Raw genomic sequence first — 21,606 nt, 5'->3', positions numbered from 1 at the left:
GTGGTCAGGCCCCCGCGGAACGGGGTCGCTCGATGAAGCGCAGCATGTTCCCCGCCGGGTCGCGGAACGCGCAGTCGCGCATGCCGTACGGCTGGTCCACCGGCTCCTGGAGCACGTCCGCGCCGGCGGCCCGGGCGCGTTCGAAGAGGGCGTCGCAGTCGGGCGTCGTGAAGTTGACCCCGCGCAGCATGCCCTTGGCCAGCAGTTCCGCCATCGCCTGCTTGTCGGCGGGGGAGGAGTCCGGGTTGGCGGCGGGCGGCTCGAGGACGATCTCCACGTCCTGGTCCGGCGAGGCGACCGTCACCCAGCGCATGCCCTCGAAGGCCACGTCGTTGCGGACCTCCAGGCCCAGCACGTCGCAGTAGAAGGCCAGCGCCTTGTCGTGGTCGTCGACGGCGATGAAGCACTGGGCGAGCCGCACATCGTTTCCTGTGTCCATGCGCCCACGCTAGAAGGTTCCGCTCGGATCGGCCCGTGGCCGGGAGCGGACCGGACGCGTGTACGTCCGGGCCACGCACGGCGGGATCACCGCGCTCTCCTCGTGCGACCGGGCCCGGTAGGCGCTCGGCGTCTCGCCCACCAGCTCGGTGAAGCGTGAGCTGAACGACCCGAGGGAGGTGCAGCCGACCGCGAGGCACACCTCGGTCACCGTGAGGTCTCCGCGCCGCAGCAGCGCCTTCGCGCGCTCGATCCGCCGGGTCATGAGATAGCCGTAGGGCGTCTGTCCGTACGCCGCGCGGAAGCTGCGCTGGAAGTGGCCGGGGGACATCAGCGCGGTCCGCGCCAGTTCCGGGATGTCGAGGGGCTCGGCGTACTCGCGGTCCATCCGGTCGCGGGCCCGCCGCAGCCGTACGAGGTCCTCCAGCTCCATCGGCCCAGCATCCCACGCGCCGGATGTCCCCGCGCCCACACGACCCCACGACAGACAGTTCACGATTCCCTGAATTCAGGACTCCGTGTACTGTCGTGTCCGTGTTGACCGTTGCCTCCGACATCGAGGTGCTGGCCCGCTTCGGCCGCGCGCTCGCCGATCCTCTCCGCTGCCGCGTCCTGCTGGCACTGCGCGCGGCCCCCGCCCACCCGGCCGACCTCGCGGACGCGCTCGGCGTCTCGCGCACCCGGCTGTCGAACCACCTGGCGTGCCTGCGCGACTGCGGTCTCGTGGTCTCCGTTCCCGACGGCCGCCGCACCCGCTACGAACTCGCCGACGAACGCCTCGGCCACGCCCTGGACGACCTGCGCACCGCCGTCGTCGCCGTGGAGGGCGACCGCACCTGCGCGGACGCCGAGGAGAAGGGCTGCTGCTGACCGTGACCGCCGAGCCCGTCACCACCCCCGTCCCGGGGCCCGCCCGCCGCGACCGGCTGACGCGCCGGATACGGCTCCTGGTCGCCGCGACCCTCACCTACAACCTCGTGGAGGCCGCCGTCGCGATCACGGCCGGCGCGGCGGCCTCCTCCACCGCCCTGATCGGCTTCGGCCTGGACTCCCTCGTCGAGGTGTCCTCCGCCGCCGCGGTCGCCTGGCAGTTCTCCGCCCGCGACCACGCGGTGCGCGAGGCCCGGGAGAGGACCACCCTGCGGATCATCGCCGTCTCCTTCTTCGCCCTCGCCGGCTATGTCGCCGTCGACGCGGTACGGGCGCTGGCCGGCACGTCGGAGGCCGAACGCTCCCTCACCGGCGTCGTGCTGGCCGCCCTGTCCCTGGCGGTCATGCCGTTCCTGTCCGCGGCCCAGCGCCGCGCCGGGCGGGAACTGGGCTCCGCCAGCGCCGTCGCGGACTCCCGGCAGACCCTGCTGTGCACGTACCTGTCCGCCGTGCTGCTCGCCGGACTGGTGCTGAACGCGACCCTCGGCTGGTCCTGGGCCGACCCGCTCGCGGCCCTGGTGATCGCCGCCGTCGCGGTCAAGGAGGGCCGTGACGCCTGGCGGGGCAAGGGCTGCTGCGCCGTTCCCGCGCCGGCCGCGCGGAACACCGGTGACGGCGCGCCGCACCCGTGCGAATGCTGCGCATGACCACTCGGCACGGCGTCGCCACCCGTGTGGAGACCCGTACGGAAGCCCGCGCAGAAACCCGTACCGAAACAAGACCGCACCCGCACCCTCGGACCGCCGGGTCGGCGGACGGGGTACGGGTGCGGTGGGAAAGACGCTGCTGACCGAAGGGGAATCGCAGGTCCTGAAGGCACAGGGTCAGGCCTTCTTGGTCTCCCAGAAGATCTTGTCGATCTGGGCGATGTAGTCCAGCGCCTTCTGGCCGGTGGCCGGGTCGGTCGACGCCTTGGCGGCCGAGAGGGCCTTCAGGGTGTCGTTGACCAGCTGGTGCAGCTCCGGGTACTTCTCGAAGTGCGGGGGCTTGAAGTAGTCGCTCCACAGCACGGAGACGTGGTGCTTCGCCAGCTCGGCGCGCTGCTCCTTGATGACCGTGGCACGCGCCTGGAAGTGCGGGTCGTCGTTGCCGGCCATCTTCTCCTGGACGGCCTTCACCGACTCCGCCTCGATGCGGGCCTGGGCAGGGTCGTACACACCGCAGGGCAGGTCGCAGTGCGCGCTGACCTTGACCTTGGGGGCAAACAGGCGGGAAAGCATGAAGCGTTTCCTTCCTCGTGATCGTCTTCTCACACTGGACATTACTCCGTGCCGGACGGGTTTTCGCGAGTGCCCCCGGGGGCTTAGGACAAAAGTCCGGGGTGAGACTGGGACTGGTGGACGAAGAACCGGGGAGGTAGCGGGTGATGCCGGAGCCGACGCAGGACGCCGAGCGGGCGAGGGCGCCGCTGCCCTTCGGGGTGGCCGAGGTCACGGGTCCGTCCATGGTGCCCACGCTGCACCACGGGGACCGGCTGCTGGTGCACTACGGTGCACGGATCCGGCGCGGTGACGTGATCGTGCTGAGGCATCCGTTCCAGCAGGACCTGCTGGTCGTCAAGCGGGCCGCCGAGCGGCGCGGGGCCGGCTGGTGGGTGCTCGGGGACAACGCGTACGCCGGCGGCGACAGCACCGACTACGGCGTCGTCCCCGACGAACTGGTGCTGGGCCGGGTCCGTTTCCGCTACCGGCCGCGCGACCCCGACCGGCGCTCGCCGCTGGCCGTGCTGGCCTGGGCGCTGTCCTCGGCCCGGCCCGTGTTCTCCGACCGGTCGGCCTCCAGGCGCTTGCGGGCGCGGTAGGCCGCCACGTTCGCCCGGGTGGCGCAGCGGTCGGAGCAGTAGCGGCGGGAGCGGTTGGTGGAGGTGTCCAGGTAGGCGTTGCGGCAGGGCGCGGCCTCGCACAGGCCGAGGCGGTCCACGCCGTACTCGGTGAGGTGGAAGGCGAGGCCCATCGCGGCGATGGCGGCGTAACCGGCGGTCGCGTTGGACGGGTGGTCGGCCAGGTGCATGTGCCACAGCGGGCGGCCGTCGTCGTCGCGGAAGTCGTGGCCGGAGATCTGCGGGCTCACCGGGAACTCCAGCAGCAGCGAGTTCAGCAGGTCGACGGCGAGCGTCTCGTCGCCGCCGTCCGCCGCCTCGAAGACCGAGCGCAGCCGGCCGCGGACCGAGCGGAACCGCGTCACATCGGCGTCGGTGGCGCGCCGGGCGGCCGACTGGTTGCCGCCGAACAGGTCGCGGACGGCCTCGACCGAGGTCAGTGTGTCCTTCCCCCGGGCCGGTTCCTCGGTGTTGACGAGGCGTACGGCGTAATCCGAGTAATAGGCCAGTTCCACTTGTAGTCCTTACGCAGGGGCTCTATGGTCGTGCGTGCGGTCGGGTAACAGACGGTCGTGCTTCAAGGGTATTACGGGACGTAGACGCGGGAGGGGCTCGATGACGGACGCGAACACCACCACGACGGCCGCCGCCGACTGGCACGCCTGGCAGGAGAGCTGGGACCGGCAGCAGGAGTGGTACATGCCCGACCGCGAGGAACGGTTCCGGGTCATGCTCGACATGGTGGAGGCCCTCGTCGGCACCTCCCCGCGCGTGCTGGACCTCGCGTGCGGCACGGGAAGCATCACGGCCCGGCTGCTCGCCCGGTTCCCGGACGCCACCAGCACCGGCGTCGACCTCGACCCGGCACTCCTCGCCATCGCCGAGGGCACCTTCGCCGGGGACGACCGCGTCTCCTTCGTGACGGCCGACCTCAAGGATCCCGCGTGGGCGGCGGCACTGCCGTACGACTCCTACGACGCCGTGCTGACCGCGACCGCCCTCCACTGGCTGCACAAGGAACCCCTCGCGGACCTCTACGGGCACATCGCGGGCCTGGTGCGCGACGGCGGTGTCTTCATGAACGCGGACCACATGATCGACGACTCCACGCCGCGGATCAACGCGGCCGAGCGGGCCCTGCGCCACGCGCGCATGGATCAGGCCAAGCGGGACGGCGCCCTCGACTGGGCGCAGTGGTGGCAGCTCGCCGCCGCGGACCCGGTCCTCGCCGGTCCCACGGCCCGGCGCTACGAGATCTACGGCGAGCACGCCGACGGCGACATGCCCCCGGTGGCCTGGCACGCGGACGTGCTGCGCGACAAGGGCTTCGGCGAGGTGCGGCCGGTGTGGTGCTCGCCGTCGGACACGCTGCTGCTGGCGCTGAAGTAGCCGCCCGCACACGAAGGGGCGGTACGGGAGTCCCGTACCGCCCCTTCGTCGTGCGCGGATGCGCGGTCAGAGCACCTTGGACAGGAACGACCTGGTCCGCTCGTGCTGCGGATTGGTCAGGACGTCGCGGGGGTTCCCGGACTCCACCACCACACCGCCGTCCATGAAGACCAGGCTGTCGCCCACCTCGCGGGCGAAGCCCATCTCGTGGGTGACGACGACCATCGTCATGCCGGACTCGGCGAGGTCGCGCATGACGTCGAGGACGTCTCCGACCAGCTCCGGGTCCAGCGCCGAGGTCGGCTCGTCGAACAGCATCAGCTTCGGCTCCATGGCCAGCGCCCGCGCGATCGCCACGCGCTGCTGCTGGCCGCCGGAGAGCTGCGAGGGGTAGTTCCCGGCCTTGTCGCCGAGGCCCACGCGCTGTAGGAGCTGCATCGCGCGCTCCTTGGCCTGCGCCCTGCTCATGCCCTTGACCTGGACCGGCGCCTCCATGACGTTCTCGACGGCCGTCATGTGCGGGAACAGGTTGAAGCGCTGGAAGACCATGCCGATGTCCCGGCGCTTCAGGGCGACCTCGCTGTCCTTCAGCTCGTACAGCTTGTCGCCCTTCTGGCGGTAGCCGACCAGCTGGCCGTCGACGTACAGACGCCCGGCGTTGACCTTCTCGAGGTGGTTGATACACCTCAGGAAGGTGGACTTGCCGGAGCCGGAGGGGCCGATGAGGCAGAACACCTCGCCGGACTTCACCTCCAGGTCGATGCCCTTGAGGACCTCGACGGCACCGAAGGACTTGTGGACGCCCTCGGCCTTGACCATGGCGTTCGTCATGCCGTGACCCCCTTGCGGCTGGAGAAGGACGTCAGATGGGCACGCACCTTCTGCCACGGCGTGGGCGGCAGCTGGCGGCTGGACCCGCGGGCGTAGTACCGCTCGACGTAGTACTGGCCCACGCTGAGCAGCGAGGTGAGGATCAGGTACCAGGCCGCGGCCAGGAACAGCATCTCCACCGTGGCGCCCGAGGTCGTGCCGATGTCCTGGGCGTAGCGCAGGAGCTCGTAGTACTGGACCGCCGCCACGAGCGAGGTGGTCTTCAGCATGTTGATGACCTCGTTGCCCGTCGGCGGCACGATCACGCGCATGGCCTGCGGGACGACGATGCGGCGCAGCGTCTTGGAGTGGCTCATGCCGAGCGCGTGCGCGGCCTCGGTCTGGCCCTCGTCGACGGCCAGCAGACCGGCGCGGCAGATCTCCGCCATGTACGCGGCCTCGTTCAGGCCGAGACCGAGCAGCGCCGTCAGGAACGGCGTCATGAACTGGGACCACTCGTCCTTGTAGACCGGTCCCAGGTTGATGTACTCGAAGACGAAGCCCAGGTTGAACCAGACGAACAGCTGGACCAGGACCGGGGTGCCGCGGAAGAACCAGATGTAGAACCAGGCGATCGACGAGGTCACCGGGTTCTTCGACAGCCGCATCACGGCCAGCAGCAGACCGCCGACGATGCCGATGAGCATCGACAGGAAGGTCAGCCACAGCGTCTCGCGGACGCCGGTGAGGATGCGGTCGTTGAAGAAGTAGTCGGGGATCGCGCCCCAGTTGATGTCGCCGTTCGCGAAGGCCCAGATGAGCGCGAAGAAGATCCCGAGGGCGATCAGGGCGGAGACGTAACGGCCGTAGTGCCGGACCGGGACGGCCTTGATGGCCTCCGGTCCGGCCGGCGGGGTGCCCGCCGGTCCGTCCGTCTTCTTGATGTCAGCAGTCACGGGTGTGGCCTTTCAGTGCCGCCGGTGCGGTCACTTGCCGCCGTTGATGGTGGCTTCCTCGACGGCGCCTTCCGCGACGCCCCACTTGTCCAGGATCTTCTGGTACTCGCCGTTGGCGATGACCGCGTCGAGCGCGGCCTTGAGGGCGTCGCGCAGCTGGGTGTTGCCCTTGGCGACGGCGATGCCGTACGGGGCGGCGTCGACCTGCTCGCCGACCAGCTGGAAGTCCTTGCCGCCGCCGGAGGTCTTCACCGCGTACGCGGCGACCGGGAAGTCGGAGGAGCCGGCGTCGGCGCCGCCCGCGCGCAGGCGGGTCTGGGCCTGCTGGTCGTTGTCGAAGGCCTCGATGGTGATGGTCCTGCCCGCCGGGCACTTCTCCGCCTCGGCCTTGGCCAGGTCGTGCGAGACCGTGCCGCGCTGGACGACCAGCTTCTTGCCGCACAGGTCGGCCCAGGTCTTGATGCCCTGGTCGTCGCCCTTCTTGGTGTAGATCGAGACGCCGGCGGTGAAGTAGTCGACGAAGTCGACGCCCTCGCCGACCTTCTTGCCGGTCTCGGAGTCGACGCCCTCCTGGCGGTCCTTGGTGTCGGTCATGGCGGACATGGCGATGTCGTAGCGGTCCGAGCGCAGACCGCCGAGCAGCGTGTCGAAGGTGCCGTTCTCGAACTCGAACGTCACACCGAGCTGCTTGCCCATGGCGTCGGCGAGGTCCGGGTCGATACCGACGGTCTTGCCGGAGTCGTCCTTGAACTCGACCGGGGCGTACGCGATGTCGGAGCCCACCTTGATGACACCCGCCTTGCGGATGTCTGCGGGGAGCTTGTCGGCGAGAGGCGCGCTGGACGTCTCCGCGGTGCCGCTGTCGCTGCCCTTGTCCGTCTGGTCACCGCAGCCGGTGAGAAGCAGCGCGCCTGCGACCGCGATCGCGCCGACCGCTGCTAGCCGGGACTGCGCGGCGGTGGAACGACGGGTGGTGCTTGCGGTCATGGTGGGTTCCTCCGGCGGATGGGTGGAGATGCCTTTGGGGCCGGCGACTGCCTGTGCGGTGTCGCCATGGGTCATGAGCACACGCCTTCGAGTGTCGCGACCTCGTGTGATGACCGCATCTTGCCATTCGGACCGAGCTATCCAGGGGGGCGGCGATGTCAAAATCGGATAACGGGTGGTACTCGAAACGGACCACTCCGGCCCCTCAAGGCCGGACGCTCTGCGGTAATCCTGCATTTCCGCCGGAAGATCTTCGGCGCGCCTCCGCGAGTGGGCGTGATCGCGGAGGGCGATGACGCGGTTGCGGACTTGCGGGGGGTTCGTCCAGGTCTTGTCCTGATATCGGACGAAGATTCGGGCTACCGTCATGTGACCTTCGCGTTATGGACTCGTCGCCGGAGGCGTCCGTCCGGTAAGAAGGTTCTTTACACCCCTCATCCGGGGCTCAGGGCGCGTGTGCGGCGCGCCCGTCGTGCCAGGCCCGTACGCACCAACCCTCCGGGCCTTGCGCGGTCCCGCCCACCCCTCACCAGGAGTGGCAACCCTCAAACCATGAACAATTAAGGGGTAAAACCAAGTGGCAGCGGAGATTGTCAATCCTCGCAGCGACAGCGAATACCGGGACGGTCATACGGAGCAGGAGAGCGGGGCCGAGCCCCTCGATTCCTTCGACCCGGCATTCGCGCTGCACCGCGGCGGCAAGATGGCTGTGCAGGCCACCGTGCCGGTCCGCGACAAGGACGATCTGTCCCTGGCTTACACGCCCGGCGTGGCGAAGGTCTGTTCCGCGATCGCGGAGCAGCCGGATCTCGTCCACGACTACACGTGGAAGTCGTCCGTCGTCGCCGTCGTGACCGACGGCACGGCCGTGCTCGGACTCGGTGACATCGGGCCCGAGGCCTCCCTCCCGGTGATGGAGGGCAAGGCGATCCTCTTCAAGCAGTTCGGCGGCGTGGACGCGGTCCCGATCGCCCTGAACTGCACCGACGTGGACGAGATCGTCGAGACCGTGGTCCGGCTCGCCCCGTCCTTCGGCGGGGTGAACCTGGAGGACATCTCCGCCCCCCGCTGCTTCGAGATCGAGAAGCGGCTCCAGGAGCGGCTGGACATCCCGGTCTTCCACGACGACCAGCACGGCACGGCGGTCGTGACGCTGGCCGCGCTGCGCAACGCCGCCCGGCTGAGCGGCCGGCCCCTCGGCGAGCTGCGGGCCGTGATCTCGGGCGCGGGCGCCGCGGGTGTGGCGATCGCCAAGATGCTGGTCGAGGCCGGCATCGGCGACGTCGCCGTGGCCGACCGCAAGGGCGTCGTCTCGCGTGACCGCGAGGACCTCACGCCGATCAAGGCGGAGCTGGCGTCGTTCACCAACAAGGCGGGGCTCTCCGGCTCGCTGGAGTCTGCGCTGGACGGGGCCGATGTCTTCATCGGTGTCTCCGGCGGCACGGTGCCGGAGGCGGCGGTGGCGTCGATGGCCGAGGGCGCGTTCGTCTTCGCCATGGCCAACCCCGACCCGGAGGTGCACCCGGAGGTCGCGCACAAGTACGCGGCGGTCGTGGCCACCGGGCGGTCGGACTTCCCGAACCAGATCAACAACGTGCTGGCGTTCCCGGGGATCTTCGCGGGGGCGCTCCAGGTGCGGGCCTCCCGGATCACCGAGGGGATGAAGCTGGCCGCCGCCGAGGCGCTGGCCGCGGTGGTCGGTGACGACCTCGCCGCCGACTACGTCATCCCGTCCCCGTTCGACGAGCGGGTCGCCCCCGCGGTGACGGCCGCGGTGGCCGCCGCCGCCCGGGCGGAAGGGGTCGCCCGCCGCTGAGGCGTGTCGTCCGTGACCGGCCCCGTCCTTCGTGGACGGGGCCGGTTCCGTTGTGCCGGGGGGACTGGTCCGGCCGGGTGGGGTGCGGGGCGGCGCCGTGTGGCAAGAGGGCGTGTCTCACAGTGGTCACCGGTTCCTTCGGCGGGGCCGGGAACCTATCGTCAAGGTCATGTTCGCCGTCTACGCCGCCCGAATCGACCGCGACCAGCCGCTCGCCGGTCTGGAGCTGGGGGAGCGTCCCGCTCCCGAGGCCCGGCCCGGCTGGAGCACCGTCGCGGTGAAGGCCGCCTCCCTCAACCACCACGATCTCTGGTCCCTGCGGGGCGTCGGCCTCGCGGAGGACAAACTGCCGATGATCCTCGGCTGCGACGCCGCCGGGGTCGACGAGGACGGCAACGAGGTCGTCCTGCACTCCGTGATCGGACAGAGCGGTCACGGGGTCGGCCCCCGGGAACCCCGGTCCATCCTCACCGAGCGCTACCAGGGCACCTTCGCCGAGCAGGTCGCCGTGCCCACCTGGAACGTCCTGCCCAAGCCCAGGGAGCTCTCCTTCGAGGAGGCCGCCTGTCTGCCGACCGCGTGGCTGACGGCGTACCGGATGCTGTTCACCAACGCCGGGGTGCGGCCCGGCGACTCGGTGCTCGTGCAGGGCGCCGGGGGCGGGGTCGCCACGGCGGCGATCGTGCTCGGCAGGGCCGCGGGGCTGCGGGTCTTCGCCACCAGCCGGGACGAGGCCAAGCGGAAGCGGGCGCTGGAACTCGGCGCCGTGGAGGCGGTGGAGCCGGGTGCGCGGCTGCCGCAGCGGGTCGACGCGGTGATCGAGACCGTGGGCGCGGCCACCTGGTCCCACTCGGTGAAGTCGCTGCGCCCCGGCGGCACGCTGGTGATCTCCGGTGCCACCAGCGGTGACCGGCCCTCGCACGCGGAGCTGACCCGGATCTTCTTCCTGGAGCTCAAGGTCGTCGGGTCGACGATGGGGACCAAGGACGAACTGGAGGACCTGCTCTCCTTCTGTGCCGCCACCGGCGTGCGGCCCGTCATCGACGAGGTGCTGCCCATGGACCGGGCCCGTGAGGGCTTCGAGCGCATGGAGTCCGGTGGGCAGTTCGGGAAGATCGTGCTCCATAACCCCTGACGTCGGCGTCCTGCCCGCTTCTCCTTCGGCCGGTCCGGATCTCCGGGCCGGCCGTCGGCGTGTCAACGGGGGTTGACGAGCCTCGATTGTCAACGTAAGTTGACGTTATGACTGAGGCAACCGATCTCGCCGAACGCGCAGGTGATCGCGATCCACGGGTCGGCCTGCGGGCCGTCGCCGCGCTGCGCCGGCTGCTGGAGCAGTTGGAGGCCGTGCAGGTGCGCAGTGCGCGCCGGCAGGGCTGGTCGTGGCAGGAGATCGCGAACGAACTCGGAGTGAGCAGGCAGGCCGTGCACAAGAAGTACGGGAGGCATTGATGTTCGAGCGGTTCACGGAGGATGCCCGTGCCGTGGTGAAGGGGGCGGTCGTACAGGCGGAGGAGGCGGGGGCGCGGAGTGTCGCCGCCGAGCATCTGCTGCTGGCCCTGCTCGACCGGGAGGGGTCCCGGGCGTCCTTCGCGCTGACGGCTCTCGGGCTCGGCGACCGGCGGGATGCGGTCCGGGCGGCGCTGGAGCGGGCCCGGCGGCGCGGCGGGCTGACGCAGGCGGAGACGGACGCCCTCGCCGGGCTCGGAATCGACGTGTCCGGGATCGTGGCCCGGGTGGAGGAGGCGCACGGGGTCGGGGCGCTGTCCGGTGAACGGCGCGGCGGCGGCCGGTGGACCGGTCACCGGCCCTTCGAGCGGGAGGCCAAGGACGTCCTCACCGGCGCACTGCGCGCCGCCACCGGCCGACGGGACCGGCGCATCGGTGACGAGCACATCCTGCTCGCTCTGACCGCCCGCCCGGGTGTTCCCGCCGAGGTCCTCGCCGACCACGGTGTGACCCACGAGTCCGTGACCCGTGTGCTCCACGGCGGCGGCGAGGCCAGGGCGAGCTGACGCCGCTGCTCAGGCCTTGGGCGCCTGGCGCAGCAGCGCCCCGATGTGTGCCGCCGCCGTGGACAGGTGGCGGCGCGCGTCGCGGAGCTGGGCCTCGGTGACGCCGTGGTCGCGGGCCGCGTCACGGATGTCGTCCCGGAAGCGGTCCAGCAGGCGGTCCAGGTCGCGGGCCGGGTCGCCGGTGGTGTCTGAGGCGTCCTCGTGCGCCCAGGCCGGGGTGTAGTCGGCGGGGAAGTCCTCGGGCGTCTGCGAGTACGACGGCTGGGACGTGCCGGTCGGCGCGCCCGGGCCGGTGCGGCCGAAGGCGACGTCCTTGCCGAACTCGCTCATCTCCTTGACCAGTTCGCCCAGGCCCTCGCGCAGTCCCGTCGGCCAGTCGCCCCGGGCGAAGTGGCCCTGCACCTGTTCCTGGACCTGCCGCACGATGCGCTGCACCTGCTCCTGCGCCCGCTCCTGTGCCTCCTTGGCCTGGCGGCGGGCGCGCTGGGCCTCCTCGCGGGAGCGGCGGCTCTCGTCCTTGGCGCGCCGGGCCTGCTCCTTCCACTCCTGCCGGGCGCGGCGCATCTCCTCCTTGGCGGCGCGCCAGGCGTCCTTGTCGCCGAAGCCCGGGAAGTCGCCGAAGGCGCCGTCCTCGCCGCCGGACGTCCCTCCGTCCCGGGGCTCGCGGGCCTTGCCGACCGCGGCCCGCATCTCGCGGCGCAGATCGCCCGCGGCGCCGCTGACGTCGGCCCGGATCTCGGCGGCCAGTTCGGCGACCGACTCCCGGATCTCCAGTTCCAGGTCGGCCAGCTCGCCGCTGCGGTCGGCCAGTTCGGCGCGGCCGGCATCCGTGATGGCGTACACCTTGCGGCCGCCCTCGGTGGTGTGGGTGACCAGGCCCTCCGCCTCCAGCTTCGCCAGACGCGGGTAGACCGTGCCGGCCGACGGTGCGTACAGCCCCTGGAAGCGCTCCTCGAGGAGACGGATCACCTCGTAGCCGTGGCGCGGGGCCTCGTCCAGCAGCTTCAGCAGGTACAGGCGGAGGCGTCCGTGGGCGAAGACGGGGGGCATGTCAGAGCACCTTCTTGTCGGTCGTACCGTCGGCCGGGGTACTGGCTGCGCCCTCGTCCCGGCCGGGAGGGGCATTGTCTCCCGAGGCGTCCCGCGGTCCGGGCGCGTCCTCCGCCGGCGGGCGGCGCAGCAGGGCGATGGAACCGGACACGGCGGTCGCCCGCAGCCTGCCGCTGCCGCCGCCCAGGCGGCCGGTGAGCTTGCGGGCACCCCACTGGCCCTGCACCCGCAGCTCGTCGAAGGCGCTGGATATCGCGCCGCTCGCGGTGTTGGCCTCCACCTCGGCGTCCGCCGGGTCGGGCAGCCGGACGGCTATCTCGCCGGAGACGCTGGTCAGCCGGACGTCGGTGGGGCCCGCCGGGTCCAGGTCCACGATCATGGAGCCCATGACCGTGTCCGCCCGCACGGCCGGGCCGGAGCCTTCGACGACGGTGAGGTCGCCGGAGAAGGAGGCGAAGCGGAGGCCACCGGTGACGGCCTGCGCCTCCACGTTCCCGGACACCGTGTCGGCGCGGACGCGGCCGGAGAGGCCGACCAGCGTGATGTCGCCCGTGACGCCCTTGACCGCCGCGGGGCCGCGGACGCCGGAGACGAAGGCGCCGGCGCCGACCACGCCCACCTCCACCCGGGCCGCTGCCGGGACGGCGAGGGAGACCACCGCGCTGCGGCGCCGGCCCTTGCCGTCCAGCCAGGTGAGGAAGTCCTTCCAGGGCAGGTCCTCGTAGGCGACGGTGAGGACGCCGCCCTTCTGGGTGACGACCAGAGGCGGTCCCGCCATGTCGGAGACCTCCAGGCGGGCGGAGGGATCGTCGGTCCCCACGACGTTCACCGCGCCGTCGACGACGCGTACGTGGACCTCGCTCACGGGCTCGTCGAACGTGAGCTTCGTGGCTTCCGTGACGGACCACTCGGGCATGGTGACGACCTCCTGCGAACGCACCCGGCGACGCGCCATATCGCGTCTCCGTTATTCACGATATATCGCGGAAGTCGAAAGTCAAGGCACTCGTTCTGGTGATCAGCCGCCGCCCTCTGCGGGTGAATTGGCCTAGCGTGTGAGCATGTCGACGGAAAAGTCCCCGACGGGACGGCGGGGCGGGCCGCCCTCGACGGGTGCCCTGCTGCTGTGCCGTGCGGAGACGCGGTCCGTCGCTCCCGCCGCCCGGCTCCTGCACGAACCGATGCTGGTCGCCGGGGCCGGTGAGGAGTGGAGCGTGCTGGTTCCCGAGGGCCGGCCCTGGCTGGACGGCTCGGAGCCGGTGGACCGGGTCGTGACGGGCTGGGCCACGGCGCTGACCGTGGGCGCGTCCTGGCCGGTGATCGCCCTGTGGTGGGACGCCGACCGTGCCGGGTTCAGCCTCGCCTCGGGCTTCCGCCGTCCCGTCGGCTACGTGTGGCTGGCGAACGGCACCCCGGCGGGCGAGGACGAGGCCATGCGCACGTTCGCCGCACGGCTGGGGCTCGACCCCGTACTGGACATGCAGTCCCTCGACCTGCTGACCGCGCCCGATGCGGCGGCCGACGCGGCGGCCCGGCTGAGCGGCGTCCTGGCGGTCCTCACCCGGGCGGGTGTCGCCGTACCGTCCGGCCTGGTTCCGGGCGATTCCTCAGCCGGCCTCCTGGAAGCGGCCCGCGCCCAGCCCGGCGCGCGACCCGTCGAGGAGGAGCGGGAGGACAAGCAAACAGAGGCGCCCCGGACGGCCGCCCGTCCCGGGCCGCCGTCCGGCCTCGCCACCGGGCCGACGGCCCGCACCCTGGCCCTCGCCCAGCTGGTCCTCGGTATCCCGCTGACGATCTGGGGCCTGCGCCACCGCAACGGCGGCTGGATCGCCGCGGGCGGGCTCCTCCTGGCCCACGGCGCACTGGGGCTGGCCGCCCACACCACCGTCCGGCCCTACGACTGACGCGGGACGCACGCAGCGCCTGCCCGTCCGCTCGTCCGCCCGCCCGACGCCTGCCTGTCCGCTCGTCCGCCCGCCCGCCGGGCGCCACGGGACGGCGGACGCACGGACGGCCGGAGTGGTCCCGGCCTGTAGCGGCATCACCGGCCCGCGGAGGCGTCAGCCATGTGGGCGCCCCCAAGGACATCCTGCGGGGCTGCGCCTGCCCGGCTGTCGTCGCTCCGCGGCCTCCCGGCACCCGTCACGCTCGTAGGGCCGAGGGAGGCCGGAGGAGGCCGCTGGAGGTCGCGGGACGCCACAGGGAGGCCGAGGGCCGGTGCCTCCGGAGAGTCTTCTGAAGGGTCTGCCGGAGGATGCGAGGGCTACTCGTCGTCCTCGTCGTCCAGGCGGGCCAGCCAGGTGGCCAGGCGTTCGACCGGGACCTCGAAGTCGGGGTTCAGGTCGACGAAGGTGCGGAGCTGTTCGGCCAGCCACTCGAAGCTGACCTCCTCCTCGCCGCGCCGCTTCTCCAGTTCCTCGATGCCACGGTCCGTGAAGTACATGAGGACAAGGATAGGTGCGGGAAAAGCGGTGGGCCGCACCCCCGGAGAAGGGGTGGGCCCCGCCTGCGTACGGCCTCCGGTTACGCCTCGAAGACCTCACGCACCAGCTGCTCCTGCTCGGCCTGGTGGCGCTTGGCCGAGCCGACCGCCGGGGACGAGCTGTGCGGCCGAGAGATGCGGCGCAGACGCTCGGCGTGCGGGAGGTCGGCACCGACCGCCAGGTCGAGGTGGTCGATCAGGTTGAGCGCGATGAACGGCCAGGCACCCTGGTTCGCCGGCTCCTCCTGCGCCCACAGGTACTTCTCGGCGTTCGGGTACTTCTTGATCTCCGCCTGGAGCTCGGCACCCGGCAGCGGGTACAGGCGCTCGATGCGGATGATCGCCGTGTCGGTCGCGCCGCGCTTGCGCCGCTCGGCCTCCAGGTCGTAGTAGACCTTGCCGGCGGTGAAGACGACCTTCTTGACGGCGGCCGGGTCGACCGAGGCGTCGCCGATGACCGGGCGGAACTGGCCCGTGGTGAACTCCTCCGCCTTCGAGGCCGCGGCCTTCAGGCGCAGCATCGACTTCGGCGTGAAGACGACCAGCGGCTTGTGGTGCGGGTTGTGCACCTGCCACCGCAGGAGGTGGAAGTAGTTCGACGGCGACGTCGGCATCGCGACCGTCATGTTGTTCTGCGCGCACAGCTGCAGGAACCGCTCCGGGCGGGCCGAGGAGTGGTCCGGGCCCTGGCCCTCGTAGCCGTGCGGGAGGAGCAGGACCACACCGGAGGTCTGGGCCCACTTCTGCTCGGCCGAGGAGATGAACTCGTCCACGACCGTCTGCGCGCCGTTGACGAAGTCACCGAACTGCGCCTCCCACAGCACGAGCGCGTCCGGGCGGGCCAGCGAGTAGCCGTACTCGAAGCCCATCGCCGCGTACTCGGACAGCAGGGAGTTGTAGACGTTCAGCCGTGCCTGGTCCTCGGAGAGGTACTGCAGCGGCGTGTACTCCTCGCCCGTGCTGCGGTCGATGATGACCGCGTGGCGCTGGCCGAAGGTGCCGCGCTGGGAGTCCTGGCCGGCCAGGCGGACCGGGACGCCCTCGAGGAGCAGCGAACCGAAGGCGAGCGTCTCGCCCATGCCCCAGTCGATGGTGCCGTCCTCGACCATCGCCGCACGGCGCTGCAGCTGCGGCAGCAGACGCGGGTGCACGGTGATGTGGTCGGGGATGTTGACCTGGGACTCGGCGATCCGCTTGACGATCTCCGTGGTCACCGCGGTGTTCACGGCGACCGGGAACTCGGCCTGCGGGTCCGGGGACTCCACGGAGGACGGCTGCGAGGTGGCCTCGCGGACCTCGGTGAAGACCTTCTCCAGCTGGCCCTGGTAGTCCTGCAGCGCCTGCTCGGCCTCTTCCAGGGTGATGTCGCCGCGACCGATGAGGGACTCGGTGTAGAGCTTGCGTACCGAGCGCTTCTTGTCGATCAGGTCGTACATCAGCGGCTGCGTGAAGGCCGGGTTGTCCGACTCGTTGTGACCGCGGCGGCGGTAGCAGATGAGGTCGATCACCACGTCCTTGTTGAATGCCTGGCGGAACTCGAAGGCCAGGCGCGCGACGCGCACCACCGCCTCCGGGTCGTCGCCGTTCACGTGGAAGATCGGGGCCTCGATCATGCGGGCCACGTCCGTCGCGTACATGGAGGAACGCGAGGACTCGGGGGCCGCGGTGAAGCCGACCTGGTTGTTGATGACGATGTGGACCGTGCCGCCGGTGCGGTAGCCGCGCAGCTGCGACATGTTCAGGGTCTCGGCCACCACGCCCTGGCCCGCGAAGGCCGCGTCGCCGTGGATCGCCACCGGCAGGACCGTGAAGTCCGTGCCGCCCTTGCCGATGATGTCCTGCTTGGCGCGGGCGACGCCCTCCAGGACCGGGTCGACCGCCTCCAGGTGTGAGGGGTTCGCGACCAGGGAGACCTTGATCTGCTCGCCGTCCAGGCCGGTGAAGGTGCCCTCGGCGCCCAGGTGGTACTTGACGTCGCCGGAGCCGTGCATCGACTTCGGGTCGAGGTTGCCCTCGAACTCGCGGAAGATCTGCGCGTACGACTTGCCGACGATGTTGGCGAGGACGTTGAGCCGGCCGCGGTGGGCCATGCCGATGACGACCTCGTCCAGGCGGGACTCGGCGGCCGAGTCCAGCACCGCGTCGAGCAGCGGGATGACGGACTCGCCGCCCTCCAGGGAGAAACGCTTCTGGCCGACGTACTTCGTCTGCAGGAAGGTTTCGAAGGCCTCCGCGGCGTTCAGCCGGCGCAGGATGCGCAGCTGCTCCTCGCGCTCCGGCTTGGTGTGCGAGCGCTCGATGCGGTCCTGGATCCACTTGCGCTGCTTGGGGTCCTGGATGTGCATGAACTCGACGCCGGTGGTGCGGCAGTACGAGTCGCGCAGCACGCCGAGGATGTCGCGCAGCTTCATCAGGGACTTGCCGGCGAAGCCGCCGACGGCGAACTCGCGCTCCAGGTCCCACAGGGTGAGGCCGTGCTCGACGATGTCCAGGTCGGGGTGCTTGCGCTGGCGGTACTCCAGCGGGTCGGTGTCGGCCATGACGTGGCCGCGGACCCGGTAGGAGTGGATCAGCTCGAAGACGCGGGCGGCCTTGGTGACGTCGTCGTCGTGCGAGGCGTCGATGTCCTTGAGCCAGCGGACCGGCTCGTAGGGGATGCGCAGCGCCTCGAAGATCTCGTCGTAGAAGCCGTTCTCGCCGAGCAGCAGGTTGGCGACCTGGCGCAGGAACTCGCCGGAGGCGGCGCCCTGGATCACCCGGTGGTCGTAGGTCGAGGTGAGCGTCATGACCTTCGAGATGCCGAGCTTGTTCAGGGTGTCCTGGGAGGTGCCCTGGAACTCCGCCGGGTAGTCCATGGAGCCGACGCCCATGATCACCGACTGGCCGGGCATCAGGCGCGGCACGGAGTGGACGGTGCCGAGGCCGCCGGGGTTGGTCAGGGAGACCGTGACGCCGGTGAAGTCGTCCATCGTCAGCTTGTTGTCGCGGGCGCGACGGACGATGTCCTCGTAGGCCTGCCAGAACTCGAAGAAGTTCAGCGTCTCGGCCTTCTTGATCGCCGCGACGACCAGCTGGCGGTCGCCGTTGGGCTTGACCAGGTCGATGGCGAGACCGAGGTTGACGTGCTCCGGCTTGACCAGCGTCGGCTTGCCGTCCACCTTCGCGAACGAGTGGTTCATCGACGGCATCGCCTTGATGGCCTGGACCATGGCGTAGCCGATGAGGTGCGTGAAGGAGATCTTCCCGCCACGCGCCCGCTTCAGGTGGTTGTTGATGACGATGCGGTTGTCGAACAGCAGCTTCACCGGGACCGCGCGCACGGACGTGGCCGTGGGCAGCTCCAGCGAGGCGTCCATGTTCTTCGCGACGGCGGCGGACGGGCCGCGCAGCGTCACCTGCTCGGGGCCGGTCTTGGCCTCGCCGGCGGGCTCGGCCTCGGCCTTCGCGGCGGCCGGCTTGGCGGCGGCGGGCGCGGCGGCCTTCGCCGGAGCGGCGGGAGCCGGCGCCGGGGCAGCCTTGGCGGCCGGCTGTGCGGCGGGTGCGGCGGCAGCGGGCTGTGCGGCCGCCGGGGCGGGCGCGGCGGGCCGGGCCTGAGCGGCCGGCTGAGCCGTGGTGGTGGTCCCCGCGGCAGCCGTGGCCGCGTTACCCGCCGGAGCCGAGGTCGCAGGAGCGCCCGGCTTGTAGTCGGCGAAGAAGTCCCACCAGGCTCGGTCCACCGAGTTCGGGTCCTGGAGGTACTGCTGATAGATCTCGTCGACGAGCCACTCGTTGGCACCGAACGCCGCAGCGGGGTTCTTGCCCGCTTGGTCGGTGTCGGGGGAGATGCTCGAGTTACTGGGGGACTGTGGCGACACGGCGGCAACCGCCCTCTTCCGCTTCACAAGGTGATGGACAGCGGAAATAAAGGCTACGCCCCCAAGAGCGAGAAGGTCAGGCCGGGCCCGTTCATCGTCGCGTAAGTCACATCTCAGCGCGTGTTTCGGCGCTGGATATGGCGGGAAACAAGCGTGGTTCCGGTTCTTCCGGCGGGATGAGGGATCGCTCGGCCGGGCCCTGACGCGCGGTTCCGCGCGGGCCTGTGCCTGATCACACGTGTCCGTCAGCGCGAACACAGATGGATCTTGCGGCTCCGCTTCGAACTTTACGTCAACTTGGCGTGGAGGAGGCTCCCGGAAGAGTGATGAGAATCCGGCATCCCCGCTCGGATTCGGCCACTCCGATCCGGCCGCCGTGCAGATCGACGGCCCAGCGGGCGATCGCCAGGCCGAGTCCGGTGCCGCCGTCACTGCCCGGGCCGTGCGGCCGGTTGACGTTGCCCCGGTTGAACCGCTCGAAGACGCGGTGCCACTCGTTGCGCGGAATGCCGGGCCCCTCGTCCAGGACCTCCAGCTCCAGCGAGTCCGGCTGGGCACCGCGCCGGGCCCTGACCGTCACCCGCCCGTGCGGCGGGCTGTGCTTGACCGCGTTGTCGATGAGGTTGGCGACGACCTGGTGGATGCGCTCCGGGTCGGCGTGCGCGGTCAGCTCCGGCGGGGAGACGTCGAGGTGCAGGTGGACGTCCGTACGGGTGTGGCTGCCCGAGCCCGAGGTCATGCCGCCGCGGGCCGAGGCGACCATGTTGGCCTCCTTCAGCACGCCGGACAGGTACGGCCACACCTCGAAGCGGCGCTTCTTCAGCGGGACCACGCCGTTGTCCAGACGGGACAGGTCCAGCAGCGTCTCCACCAGCCGTCCGAGGCGCTCGGTCTGTTTCAGGGCCGTGCGCATCGTCTCGGGGTCGGCCCGGGTGACGCCGTCGACGATGTTCTCCAGCACCGCGCGCAGGCCCGCGATGGGCGTGCGCAGCTCGTGCGAGACGTTGGCGACCAGCTCCTTGCGCTGGGCGTCCTGGGCCTCCAGCTCGTCGGCCATGGCGTTGATCGTCTGGGCCAGGTCGCCCAGCTCGTCCCGGCGGTTCTCACGCACCCGGCGGGTGTAGTCGCCGTGCGAGATGGACCGGGCCACGGCGTTCATGTCGTCCAGCGGCGCGGTGAGCGAATGGGCGACGAACTGCGTGATGAGCAGGGTGGCGATCATCGAGAAGACCGTGATGAAACGCAGCTCGGTCTTGGTGTGCACGGCGATCACCGACAGGCCCGTGGTGATCAGGACCGAGACGACGACCAGCGCACCCAGCTTGGTCTTGATCGAGAACGGGCGTACACCGCCCCAGGGCCACGGCTCCTCGGGGTCTCTGCGTCCGGCCGGCCCCTCGCTCATGGCGTCGGCGTCTCCAGGGCGTACCCCACGCCGTGCACGGTGCGGATGCGCTCGGCGCCGATCTTCCGGCGCAGTGCCTTGATGTGGCTGTCGACGGTCCGGGTGCCGGAGGCGTCGGCCCAGTCCCAGACCTCGGCCAGCAGCTGCTCCCGGGAGAGCACCGCGCGCGGCGTGTTCGCCAGGCACACCAGGAGGTCGAACTCGGTGGGCGTCAGGTGGACGTCCTCGCTGCGCACGCGCACCCTGCGCTGCGCGTGGTCGATCTCCAGCTCGCCCAGGCGCAGGATGCCGCTGCGCGGCGTGGTGGCCGCGAGGGCCGCCCGCTCCATGCGGCGCAGCAGCACGTGCACACGGGCCGCCAGCTCGCGCATGGAGAAAGGCTTCGTCATGTAGTCGTCGGCGCCGACGCCGAGCCCGACCAGCATGTCGGTCTCGTCGTCGCGCGCCGTGAGCATCAGTACCGGAACCGGTCGCTGGGCCTGTACGCGACGGCAGACCTCCAGGCCGTCGAAGCCCGGCAGCATGATGTCGAGGATCAGCAGATCGGGCTGCCATGCCTCCGCCGTGTCCACCGCGGACGGGCCGTCGCCCGCCGTTTGCACCAGGAATCCCTCGGCACGAAGGCGGGTCGCGATGGCGTCCACGATCGTCGCGTCGTCCTCGACCACCAGAACCCTGCGCTGTGCGCCCGGAGTGGTCGTCGCCGTGCCGTTGTGGGAGGTGTGTGTCTGCTCCATCGCCCGCCCCTGAAGTGTGCTTTCCGGAACCGTGGGGTGATCCGTCATCTGCGCATGACTGCGATTGACGCTTGAATGATCCGCGTCAGGGCAGCAGCGTACGGGGAGTCACCGTGCCTTTGCTATCCAGGGCGGACGCCGATGTGAACGACGTCCGGAACGCCCCGGGCAACGGGGATCTCTTCGGTACGCACCCGTTGGAACCCGGCATTCCGCAAGGTTCCCTCGAATTCCGGGGACGGCTCGGCGGACCACACCGCGAGTACCCCGCGCGGTCTCAACACCCTTGCACAGCTTGCCAGTCCGGCCGGTGAGTACAGTCCCTCGTTGCCCTCGGTGACAGTCCAGCCGGGCCCGTTGTCGATGTCCAGACACAGGGCGTCGAACGTGTCGCATGTCTCATTGACGTACTCGACCAGGTCCGCCTCGACGATGTCCGCGCGGGGGTCGGCCAGGGCCGGGGCGGAGAGTCCGGCCAGCGGCCCCTCCCGGTGCCAGCCGATGACGGCCGGTTCCCGTTCCACCACGGTGATCCGGCCCCAGCGGGGCTGTGCGGCGGCGTGTGCGAGCGAGAAGCCCACTCCGAGTCCGCCGATGAGGACGTGCGGGCCGGGCCGCGGTCCGAACCCCTCGCCGGCGTCGGCGGCGTCGAGGGCGGCGAGGGCCGCGTCGACGAGCCGCCGTTCCGAACGGCCGTCGGAGGTGTCCATCAGGAAGCAGCCGTTGGCGATGATCTGCAGCAGGTCGCCGTGTCTGCGCAGCACGACCTCGCCGTACGGGCCCTCGCGGCGGTCCAGGACTTCGGGAGCTTCGGGAATGTCGTACGGGGTGGACATGCTGCTCATCCTTACAGCTCCGTTCAGGCGCCGTTCATGTGTTTCCGCCGCCCGAACGGTGATCGCTCAGAGCGAACGCGGC

At 70.8% G+C, this 21,606-nt stretch carries 23 protein-coding genes; 9 read left to right on the top strand and 14 right to left on the bottom strand.

All coding sequences use genetic code 11. The features are described 5' to 3' along the window. Positions 1-4 precede the first annotated feature (4 nt). Positions 5-439, bottom strand: coding sequence for a VOC family protein (locus FGW31_RS11045; RefSeq protein WP_142193216.1), 435 nt, complete (start codon positions 437-439; stop codon positions 5-7). 9 nt (positions 440-448) lie between these two features. After that, complete coding sequence (locus tag FGW31_RS11040; RefSeq protein WP_142193215.1) at positions 449-871, bottom strand: helix-turn-helix domain-containing protein; 423 nt, start codon at positions 869-871, stop codon at positions 449-451. Positions 872-972: 101 nt separating this feature from the next. Here FGW31_RS11040 and FGW31_RS11035 point away from each other — a divergent pair, with 101 nt between their 5' ends. Continuing rightward, on the top strand, positions 973-1,308 hold the full coding sequence (locus tag FGW31_RS11035) for an ArsR/SmtB family transcription factor (RefSeq protein ID WP_142193214.1): 336 nt from the start codon (positions 973-975) through the stop codon (positions 1,306-1,308). Beyond that, positions 1,302-2,015, top strand: coding sequence for a cation transporter (locus tag FGW31_RS11030; RefSeq protein ID WP_373303459.1), 714 nt, complete (start codon positions 1,302-1,304; stop codon positions 2,013-2,015). Before FGW31_RS11035 ends, FGW31_RS11030 begins: the two co-directional genes overlap by 7 nt. Positions 2,016-2,192: 177 nt before the next feature. On the opposite strand, the gene sodN is transcribed toward FGW31_RS11030, so the two are convergent. After that, positions 2,193-2,588, bottom strand: a complete 396-nt coding sequence (gene sodN, locus FGW31_RS11025; RefSeq protein ID WP_004983535.1) for a superoxide dismutase, Ni — start codon at positions 2,586-2,588, stop codon at positions 2,193-2,195. 146 nt (positions 2,589-2,734) lie between these two features. Between sodN and sodX the strand changes: the two genes are divergently transcribed. Beyond that, positions 2,735-3,169, top strand: a complete 435-nt coding sequence (gene sodX / locus FGW31_RS11020) for a nickel-type superoxide dismutase maturation protease (protein ID WP_142193212.1) — start codon at positions 2,735-2,737, stop codon at positions 3,167-3,169. Here sodX and FGW31_RS11015 read toward each other — a convergent pair. Beyond that, positions 3,052-3,702, bottom strand: coding sequence for a CGNR zinc finger domain-containing protein (locus tag FGW31_RS11015; protein WP_142193211.1), 651 nt, complete (start codon positions 3,700-3,702; stop codon positions 3,052-3,054). The two genes, sodX and FGW31_RS11015, sit on opposite strands and share 118 nt — an antisense overlap. 100 nt (positions 3,703-3,802) lie before the next feature. On the opposite strand from FGW31_RS11015, the gene FGW31_RS11010 reads away from it, so the two are divergent. Continuing rightward, positions 3,803-4,576: a class I SAM-dependent methyltransferase gene (locus FGW31_RS11010; RefSeq protein WP_142193210.1), complete on the top strand. Its 774-nt coding sequence runs from the start codon at positions 3,803-3,805 to the stop codon at positions 4,574-4,576. Positions 4,577-4,642: 66 nt separating this feature from the next. Here the strand turns inward: FGW31_RS11010 and FGW31_RS11005 are convergent, their stop codons facing one another. From FGW31_RS11005 to FGW31_RS10995, 3 genes are read right to left on the bottom strand one after another with little or no spacing between them, the layout of a single operon-like run. Continuing rightward, entirely contained in the window at positions 4,643-5,407 is a 765-nt protein-coding gene (locus FGW31_RS11005; protein ID WP_142193209.1) for an amino acid ABC transporter ATP-binding protein, read from the bottom strand. After that, positions 5,404-6,342: an amino acid ABC transporter permease gene (locus FGW31_RS11000; RefSeq protein WP_142193208.1), complete on the bottom strand. Its 939-nt coding sequence runs from the start codon at positions 6,340-6,342 to the stop codon at positions 5,404-5,406. Before FGW31_RS11000 ends, FGW31_RS11005 begins: the two co-directional genes overlap by 4 nt. A 30-nt stretch (positions 6,343-6,372) precedes the next feature. Then, positions 6,373-7,329 (bottom strand): ABC transporter substrate-binding protein, encoded by a 957-nt coding sequence (locus tag FGW31_RS10995; RefSeq protein ID WP_142193207.1) that lies wholly within the window; start codon positions 7,327-7,329, stop codon positions 6,373-6,375. Between the two features lie 577 nt (positions 7,330-7,906). Here FGW31_RS10995 and FGW31_RS10990 point away from each other — a divergent pair. The 4 genes from FGW31_RS10990 to FGW31_RS10975 all read left to right on the top strand — a co-directional run bounded on the left by FGW31_RS10990 (position 7,907) and on the right by FGW31_RS10975 (position 11,160). After that, the gene (locus FGW31_RS10990; protein WP_142193206.1) at positions 7,907-9,145 is read left to right on the top strand and encodes an NAD(P)-dependent malic enzyme; all 1,239 of its coding nucleotides are present in this window, start codon (positions 7,907-7,909) and stop codon (positions 9,143-9,145) included. A 169-nt stretch (positions 9,146-9,314) separates the two neighbouring features. Beyond that, the gene (locus tag FGW31_RS10985) at positions 9,315-10,280 is read left to right on the top strand and encodes a zinc-binding dehydrogenase (protein WP_142193205.1); all 966 of its coding nucleotides are present in this window, start codon (positions 9,315-9,317) and stop codon (positions 10,278-10,280) included. Positions 10,281-10,387: 107 nt separating this feature from the next. Next, positions 10,388-10,597 carry an HTH domain-containing protein gene (locus tag FGW31_RS10980; RefSeq protein ID WP_142193204.1) on the top strand — a complete coding sequence of 70 codons (210 nt, stop codon included), beginning with the start codon at positions 10,388-10,390 and terminating at the stop codon, positions 10,595-10,597. After that, positions 10,597-11,160, top strand: a complete 564-nt coding sequence (locus FGW31_RS10975) for a Clp protease N-terminal domain-containing protein (protein WP_142193203.1) — start codon at positions 10,597-10,599, stop codon at positions 11,158-11,160. The genes FGW31_RS10980 and FGW31_RS10975 overlap by 1 nt, the downstream gene beginning before the upstream one ends. A 9-nt stretch (positions 11,161-11,169) precedes the next feature. Here the strand turns inward: FGW31_RS10975 and FGW31_RS10970 are convergent, their stop codons facing one another. Both FGW31_RS10970 and FGW31_RS10965 read right to left on the bottom strand, forming a co-directional pair. Then, positions 11,170-12,210, bottom strand: coding sequence for a helix-turn-helix transcriptional regulator (locus FGW31_RS10970; RefSeq protein WP_142193202.1), 1,041 nt, complete (start codon positions 12,208-12,210; stop codon positions 11,170-11,172). Between the two features lies 1 nt (position 12,211). Beyond that, on the bottom strand, positions 12,212-13,126 hold the full coding sequence (locus FGW31_RS10965; protein WP_142193284.1) for a DUF4097 family beta strand repeat-containing protein: 915 nt from the start codon (positions 13,124-13,126) through the stop codon (positions 12,212-12,214). Positions 13,127-13,271: 145 nt separating this feature from the next. Between FGW31_RS10965 and FGW31_RS10960 the strand changes: the two genes are divergently transcribed. Then, the gene (locus FGW31_RS10960; RefSeq protein WP_142193201.1) at positions 13,272-14,114 is read left to right on the top strand and encodes a hypothetical protein; all 843 of its coding nucleotides are present in this window, start codon (positions 13,272-13,274) and stop codon (positions 14,112-14,114) included. A 359-nt stretch (positions 14,115-14,473) separates the two neighbouring features. Here the strand turns inward: FGW31_RS10960 and FGW31_RS10955 are convergent, their stop codons facing one another. The 5 genes from FGW31_RS10955 to FGW31_RS10935 form a co-directional block, all read right to left on the bottom strand. Continuing rightward, the gene (locus FGW31_RS10955) at positions 14,474-14,653 is read right to left on the bottom strand and encodes a DUF6104 family protein (RefSeq protein ID WP_018544467.1); all 180 of its coding nucleotides are present in this window, start codon (positions 14,651-14,653) and stop codon (positions 14,474-14,476) included. An 80-nt stretch (positions 14,654-14,733) separates the two neighbouring features. Continuing rightward, complete coding sequence (locus FGW31_RS10950; RefSeq protein WP_142193200.1) at positions 14,734-18,546, bottom strand: multifunctional oxoglutarate decarboxylase/oxoglutarate dehydrogenase thiamine pyrophosphate-binding subunit/dihydrolipoyllysine-residue succinyltransferase subunit; 3,813 nt, start codon at positions 18,544-18,546, stop codon at positions 14,734-14,736. A 292-nt stretch (positions 18,547-18,838) separates the two neighbouring features. Next, positions 18,839-19,951 (bottom strand): HAMP domain-containing sensor histidine kinase, encoded by a 1,113-nt coding sequence (locus FGW31_RS10945; RefSeq protein ID WP_142193199.1) that lies wholly within the window; start codon positions 19,949-19,951, stop codon positions 18,839-18,841. Then, positions 19,948-20,688, bottom strand: coding sequence for a response regulator transcription factor (locus FGW31_RS10940; protein WP_019522934.1), 741 nt, complete (start codon positions 20,686-20,688; stop codon positions 19,948-19,950). The genes FGW31_RS10945 and FGW31_RS10940 overlap by 4 nt, the downstream gene beginning before the upstream one ends. 122 nt (positions 20,689-20,810) lie before the next feature. After that, the gene (locus FGW31_RS10935; RefSeq protein WP_142193283.1) at positions 20,811-21,524 is read right to left on the bottom strand and encodes a spermidine synthase family protein; all 714 of its coding nucleotides are present in this window, start codon (positions 21,522-21,524) and stop codon (positions 20,811-20,813) included. Positions 21,525-21,606 lie beyond the last annotated feature (82 nt).

It is taken from the genome of Streptomyces calvus (assembly GCF_006782915.1).
Lineage (GTDB): Bacteria > Actinomycetota > Actinomycetes > Streptomycetales > Streptomycetaceae > Streptomyces > Streptomyces calvus.
The sequence above is the reverse complement of the archived record's forward strand: the minus strand, read 5'-3'. Positions and strand labels throughout refer to the sequence as shown.